The organism is Draconibacterium orientale (assembly GCF_900111425.1).
Lineage (GTDB): Bacteria > Bacteroidota > Bacteroidia > Bacteroidales > Prolixibacteraceae > Draconibacterium > Draconibacterium orientale.
This window is the reverse complement of sequence record NZ_FOHT01000006.1, coordinates 152123-158122: the sequence shown is the minus strand read 5'-3', so window position 1 is coordinate 158122 and position 6000 is coordinate 152123. Positions and strand designations below refer to the sequence as shown.

The 6000-nt window shown below is 43.5% G+C and carries 5 protein-coding genes; 1 reads left to right on the top strand and 4 read right to left on the bottom strand.

All coding sequences use genetic code 11. The features are described 5' to 3' along the window. Positions 1-164: 164 nt before the first annotated feature. Complete coding sequence (folD, locus tag BMW53_RS05560; RefSeq protein ID WP_038554468.1) at positions 165-1040, bottom strand: bifunctional methylenetetrahydrofolate dehydrogenase/methenyltetrahydrofolate cyclohydrolase FolD; 876 nt, start codon at positions 1038-1040, stop codon at positions 165-167. Between the two features lie 144 nt (positions 1041-1184). After that, positions 1185-2525 (bottom strand): signal recognition particle protein, encoded by a 1341-nt coding sequence (gene ffh, locus BMW53_RS05555; RefSeq protein WP_074780304.1) that lies wholly within the window; start codon positions 2523-2525, stop codon positions 1185-1187. 155 nt (positions 2526-2680) lie between these two features. Between ffh and BMW53_RS05550 the strand changes: the two genes are divergently transcribed. Then, entirely contained in the window at positions 2681-4816 is a 2136-nt protein-coding gene (locus BMW53_RS05550) for a Tex family protein (RefSeq protein WP_038554471.1), read from the top strand. A 76-nt stretch (positions 4817-4892) separates the two neighbouring features. Here BMW53_RS05550 and BMW53_RS05545 read toward each other — a convergent pair whose 3' ends face one another. After that, entirely contained in the window at positions 4893-5114 is a 222-nt protein-coding gene (locus tag BMW53_RS05545) for a PspC domain-containing protein (protein WP_038554475.1), read from the bottom strand. 44 nt (positions 5115-5158) lie between these two features. Continuing rightward, positions 5159-5410, bottom strand: coding sequence for a DUF8828 family protein (locus BMW53_RS05540; RefSeq protein ID WP_051567513.1), 252 nt, complete (start codon positions 5408-5410; stop codon positions 5159-5161). Positions 5411-6000: the final 590 nt, after the last annotated feature.

Here is a 6000-nt window from a genome sequence, read left to right as displayed (position 1 = left end):
GCTTCCTTCAGATTCCACCTCACGATGGACACCCTTGCCTTCGGCTAATGGTTGGCACTACAAACCCCCATTCAGGACTTTCACCCTATAGCTATCTACCATGCACGGCACACCAAAAAAAGGGGACACCGTTATGTCCCCTTTTCTTACGATATAATTTCGTTTTATTTATAAATCTCCTTTTTTGCCGACAGCAAGGTATTTAACAACAGCGAGGTACGTGTCATCGGTCCTACTCCACCCGGAACCGGTGTGATGTACGAACATTTTGGAGCTACCTCATCGTACAAAACATCGCCTTTCAGTTTCCATCCCGACTTTGTTTTATCCGATTTTACTCGGGTAGTACCCACGTCGATAACAACGGCACCTTCTTTAACCATATCGGCCGTTACAAACTCAGGAACTCCCATCGCAACGATTAAAATATCGGCATTGGCACAAACTTCTTTCAGATTAGCAGTGCGACTATGAGCAACGGTTACAGTGGCGTTAATTGCCTTTTGCGACATCAATACACTCATTGGGCGGCCAACAATATTACTGCGGCCCAAAACCACACAGTTTTTACCGCTGGTTTCAATGTTGTAGCGCTTCAGCAATTCAACAATTCCGTAGGGAGTTGCCGAAACAAACGACGGCAAACCAATTACCATGCGTCCAACGTTTATCGGGTGAAATCCATCAACATCTTTTTTCGGATCAATGGCTTCAATTACTTTCTGCTCCGAGATATGTTTTGGAAGTGGCAATTGAACAATAAAACCATCCAAATCGTCATCGTTGTTCAATTCTTCTACCTTGGCAAGCAATTCCTCTTCGGTTACATCGTCTTCATAACGAATCAGCGAAGACTTAAAACCAACGGCTTCACAATCTTTAATTTTGTAGGCAACATAGGTTTCGCTACCCCCATCATGACCAACCAGAATAGCTGCCAAATGAGGTTGTTTTCCTCCGTTGTCGATGATTTGTTTAACCTCTTCTGCTATTTCCTGCTTAATTTCAGCAGCAACTTTTTTTCCGTCGATCAAATTCATATTGTCTAATTTCTCGCAAAGGCGCTAAGACGCCAGGTTATTATTATAGAACTGTCAATTGCGTTTTTTAATCGCCAGTGGATAATTGCCACTTTCCAATGACCAGTGACTGATGACCAGTGTCCAATGACCAGTGACCAGTGACTAAAACTTACGTCCCTGCCCTTGCATTCCGGCCATCATGCGTTGAACATTTTTCCCCTGCGATACCATACGCATCATTTTACGTGTTTCGCCAAATTGTTTCAGCAAACGGTTTACTTCCTGAATATCGGTTCCCGATCCGTTGGCAATACGTTTTCTGCGGCCTCCGTTAATCAACGATGGATTTTCACGCTCGGCCGGTGTCATTGAAAAAATAATGGCTTCGATGTGCTTAAATGCGTCATCGTCGATATCCATTCCTTTTAACGCTTTTCCCATGCCCGGAATCATTCCCATCACATCTTTCAGGTTACCCATTTTTTTAATCTGGTTAATCTGTTTCAGGAAATCGTTAAAATCAAATGTATTTTTCTGCAGCTTTTTCTGCAGGCGTTTTGCTTCTTCTTCATCAAATTGTTCCTGGGCTTTTTCAACCAGCGACACAATATCACCCATTCCCAAAATACGGTCGGCCATACGATCGGGGTGGAAAACGTCGAGCGCATCAACTTTTTCGCCGGTACCCACAAACTTAATCGGCTTTTCAACCACTGCACGAATCGATAAGGCAGCACCACCGCGGGTATCACCATCGAGTTTGGTAAGAACAACGCCGTCGAAATCCAGGCGGTCGTTAAATTCTTTTGCTGTATTTACCGCATCCTGACCGGTCATCGAGTCAACCACAAAAAGAATCTCATCCGGATTGATGGCTTTCTTAACGGCAGAAATCTCGTTCATCATCTGCTCATCAACGGCCAAACGACCGGCGGTATCCACAATCACCACATCGTTACCATTGGCTTTTGCATGTGCAATTGCTGCTTTGGCAATTTTCACCGGATCCATGTTTCCTTCTTCGGTATAAACCGGAACATTGATCTGCTCGCCCAGAACTTTCAACTGATCGATTGCAGCCGGACGATAAACGTCGCATGCCACCAACAGCGGATGACGGCCTTTTTTGCTTTTCAGCATATTTGCCAGTTTTCCGGAGAAAGTGGTTTTACCCGAACCTTGCAACCCCGACATCAGGATGACCGCCGGTTTATTTTCAAGCTTAATATCGGTAAAAGTACCACCCATCAATTGCGCCAGCTCGTCTTTCACGATCTTTACCATCATTTGCCCCGGTTTTACGGCAGACAAAACATCCTGCCCCAAAGCTTTGACTTTTACGTCGTCGGTAAATTTTTTGGCAATTTTAAAGTTAACGTCGGCATCCAATAACGCACGACGAATATCTTTTAGCGTTTCCGCCACATTGATCTCGGTAATTTTCCCTTGTCCTTTAAGTAGTTTGAAGGACTTCTCCAGCCTGTCGCTTAAATTATCAAACATGCTTTTACTTCTTTTTGAAAATGAGGTGCAAAAATAGGGAAAAAAGTTTGAAGAAAGAAGCCGGTTGTATGAAGTTTCTTTACAGATTTACAGGAAGTCATCTTTTTGAAATGATGATATGCTTGTCTACCTTTGCGATTCAAGAAAAACAAAATATGCAAAACAAAATCATAGATCTAATTGCCCTCAACCTGGGACTGAACACCACCCAGGTTTTAAACACCATAAATTTGCTGAATGAAGGCGCCACCGTTCCGTTTATTTCGCGCTACCGAAAAGAACGCACCGGCAGTCTCGACGAAGTGCAGGTGCTACAAATTAAGGAGCAAAACGATAAATATGCTGAACTTGCCAAGCGCAAAGAAACCATACTGAAAACCATTAACGAACAAGAACAATTAACTCCGGATCTGAAAAAGCGAATTGAAGATTGTTTTGATTCGGTTGAGCTGGAAGACATTTACCTGCCCTACAAACCCAAGCGCCGCACCAAAGCCACCATCGCCCGCGAAAAAGGATTGGAACCACTGGCAAAAATTGTAATGAAACAGCTGGAACGCGATCCGGAATACCGGGCCAATCCGTTTTTAAACGATGAAGTGCCTGCAGTTGAAGATGCACTTTCGGGAGCCCGCGATATTATTGCCGAATGGGTAAGCGAAAACGAACGTGCCCGGAATATTGTGCGAAAAGGATTTGACCTGGGAGCTTACATTAGCTCAAAAGTTATAAAAGGAAAAGAGGAAGAAGCCGCCAAATACCGCGACTATTTCGATTGGAGCGAACCCTTGAAAAAATGCCCTTCGCACCGATTGCTGGCCATGCGCCGCGGCGAAAACGAAGGATTTTTGCGTGTTTCCATTTCGCCAAACGAAGAGCGGGTACTGGAAAACCTCGAACGTTTTTTCGTAAAAGGCAACAACGACAGCTCGCAACAAGTAGCACTTGCCGTTAAAGACAGCCTAAAACGCCTCATCCAGCCATCGATAGAAACAGAATTTGCCAAACTATCGAAAGAAAAAGCGGATGCAGAAGCCATAAACGTTTTTACCGAAAACCTGAAACAGTTGTTGCTGGCACCTCCGCTGGGGCAAAAACGAACCCTGGCCATCGATCCGGGCTACCGCACAGGCTGCAAAGTGGTTTGCCTCGATGAACAGGGAAACCTGCTGCACAACGAAAATATTTACCCGCACAAACCGCAGGAAGAAAAAAAGATGGCGGCAAAAAAAGTATCGTCGATGGTAGAAATGTACCAGATTGATGCCATTGCCATTGGAAACGGAACCGCCAGCCGCGAAACGGAAGCTTTTATAAAAAAGCTGCGTTATAACCGCGAAGTGCGTGTGTATGTCGTAAGTGAAGATGGTGCTTCGGTTTATTCGGCCTCGTCGGTCGCCCGTCAGGAATTTCCGCAATACGATGTAACTGTGCGAGGAGCCATTTCAATTGGCCGCCGCTTAATGGATCCGCTGGCTGAGCTGGTGAAAATCGATCCGAAAAGCATTGGCGTTGGGCAGTACCAGCACGATGTTGATCAGAAACAGCTGAAAAATAGTCTCGATTCAGTGGTTGAGCTGAGCGTAAACGCGGTTGGCGTAAATTTAAATACCGCCAGCAAACACCTGCTCACCTACATTTCGGGGCTTGGCCCGCAACTGGCAGAAAATATTACCACTTACCGAAAAGAAAACGGGATGTTCGAATCGCGCGACTCACTAAAAAAAGTTCCGCGAATGGGACCAAAAGCTTTTGAACAAGCCGCCGGGTTCCTGCGTATTCCTGATGCGAAAAATCCGTTGGACAATTCAGGTGTACATCCCGAATCGTACAAAATCGTATCGAAAATTGCCAAAGACCTGAAGTGTGAAGTGAAAGACCTGATCAGAAACGAAGAGCTGATTTCGAAAATTGATTTCAAGAATTATGTAACTGCCGAAGTAGGCCTCCCTACCCTCACCGACATAAAAAATGAATTGCTTAAACCGGGTCGCGATCCGCGAAAACCAATCAAAGTTTTTGAATTTGCCGATGGTATTTTCAACATCACCGATTTACAGGTGGGCATGGTACTGCCCGGAATTGTGAACAACATTACCAAGTTTGGCGCTTTTGTTGATGTGGGCATTAAAGAGTCGGGATTGATTCACGTTTCGGAAATGGCCGATCGTTTTATCTCCGATCCGAATGAAATTGTAAAACTGCACGAACATGTAAAAGTGCGCGTAAAAGAACTGGATATTCCGCGCAAACGCATTCAGTTGTCGTTAAAAGGTGTTGATCAGGAATAAATGATGAGAAATGGTGGTATTTCGATTATAACGTTTGGGAAGCCTTTCCCGTTAATGGATCTTTTGTTTGAAGAGCTTACGAATTAGTTTCCTCATTATAAGGATTGAAAGGTTTCTCAGGCGTTACAATCCAGAAAATAATATAAACCAGCAAGCCGGGAAATCCGGCAGAGAAAAGCGATAGCAGCACATAGATTACCCGTACCAAAACCACATCTATCGAGAAATATTCGGCAAAGCCGGCCAAAACACCTCCAAGTACCCGGTTACGCGAACGATATAAACGATCTGCTGCCATTGCTCTTCTGTGTATTTTGCTGAATTAAATCAGCGCGTTAGAAACTACTCCTCGTCGTCTTCTGCCAGTAGTTCTTCGTTTTCAAATTCTTTTTCCAAAAATTCTTCGGCTGCCTCCACCAGTTCTGTAATAAATTTTTCATCTCCTGGTTCTCCGTCAATCCAGTGAATTTCCTGGTTGTTCCAGAAATCATCAATATCTGCTTCAATAATAAAACGTGGAGTTTCGGTATGAACCACAAAAATAGTATCAGGCGTTTCCTGCGAATTGTCGGCTAATAAAAACTTTGGTAACATGATTAATTGTTTTTTATGTTGTTTATGCGAAATTACGAGAAAATACCTTCGCTTTGGTCATTTATCTGAAAGAAAATGGAAATTCGGTTTTAGTTTGGTATTGGGCACTGGTCATTGGTTGACGGAAGCTCCCCTGATCAGGAAAGCCGGCATCAAGCTACTTTCTGCGTTTCATTGAAGCTGTTTTCCCTTTTTAAGGGAAAATGTCGACAGACAAAAGGGTAAAGCAGTTTTCAATACATTTTTTATTTTAATATCCGTACCCCTCATCCGTCAGTTGAGCTTGCGAAATCCCGTACTTTACATCGGGAACAGAAGGGTACTGAAAATAAAAAGAAAGGATGCTGGTTATTGGTCATTAGTCACTGGTCATTAGTCATTAGTCACTGGTCACTGGTCATTTCCGGTATTAAGCAACAATTTTACAATTTCACAGTTTAGCAATTTAACAGTTTCACAATTTAACAGTTTATCAATCCTCCTCAATCTTCAATCCATCTTTTCTCAATCTTCAATCAACCGCAGCGCATCAAAGTCATCTCGTGTCTTCATTTAATAACATTTTAAAAATAAAAATCTCATTTTTTAGC